At 48.0% G+C, this 1,228-nt stretch carries 1 protein-coding gene; it reads right to left on the reverse strand.

Annotation, left to right across the window (positions count from 1 at the left end; all coding sequences use genetic code 11):
• Positions 1–1,041, reverse strand: a 1,041-nt coding sequence (locus KDK18_RS06315) for a hypothetical protein (RefSeq protein ID WP_257254023.1), incomplete at its 3' end; no start/stop codon positions are given.
• Positions 1,042–1,228: the final 187 nt, after the last annotated feature.

Consider the following 1,228-nt stretch of genomic DNA (forward strand, 5'->3'; position numbering starts at 1 on the left):
GCCCATTGAGAGTGCTCTCAGCTCAGCCCTAAGGGTTTCAATCTCTCTTTCCATAACCGCCCTGTCGGTAGCCCACTGTCTCGATTGAGCGACTCGAGAGCTCGCCTCATCCTCTTTTGCCTGCAAAAGAGACCGGGTCTGTCGCAGATCATTCTGAAGCTGAGAGAGCATATCTTTGGGTACCACGTCTGCCCCCCTGGCCGTCAGCTTCTGATGCATATCGTTTAGCCTTCTAAGCATATTAACGTTTTGAGATTCCGTTACCGACATTTGCTCTTCTTTTGCTTCAAGTATTGTGGTTTTCTCACGTAGCTTATTCGTCAGTTGCTCAGTCTGTCTGAGTAGCGCAGATTTTTCTTCGCGGTGTTCGAATATGGCATTATTAAGCTGATCTATTTGTTGCTGAGCTTCAGATAAATCAGTCTGCAGCGTGTCAGCCCGTTGTGTGAGCGTCCGGATTTTTCTTTCCAGTTCACGAATCTCCCAATCTTTGGCCTCAAGCATTGTGGTTTTCTCATGCAGCTCATCAGCCATTACCCCTAATTGCTGCTGATCCATCCGCTCACATAGAGACGCTTCCATTAAGAAATTAACATCGACATCCAATTCATGTTCAGCCTGTCTGGCAATATCCCTGGCTTTCATGAACAGTTTATAGAGCTCGCTATAACGCTGGTGATCCTCCTGAATACGTTCATGCATTCTCTCCAGCTCAGCCTGGATTTCAGCCTCGCTGGCTTCGGTATGCTTTCGTGAATCGGTTGATGCTTGCCGGGAAGAAGAGACTTCCACCGTCCGGGATTCCAGACGTTTAGCACCTTTCAGTAGATGGGACTGTAAAGGGGGGTCAGGCGCCTCTGGAATGCCCAAGTCTAGCCAAATAGTGCGAAATGCATATTTATGTTCATAGCATCGCCGCATTGAATACATTGTCGTAGTGCTTCCCGGCGGATGCCTGCTGACGCTGAACATCGCAGATCCCGTCTGAACATTCTGGTCGGAAATCGATGAAGGGCTTGCTGTGCCTGAAGGGCTGTTCATAGTAATAATCCTTTTACAAAATTTATAATTACGACTGTAGTCGCAATGGTTTGTTCCCCTGTAAGACCCTGAATAACGCTTTTGTTAGCTGCTCTGACAAAATTTCTTTAGCCGATAGGGAAATCCGCCACTCCCGCGAATACGCTGTACTGGCCACCACCAATACCAATGACTCCACCATGGAAGG

The organism is Endozoicomonas sp. SESOKO3, assembly GCF_024606255.1.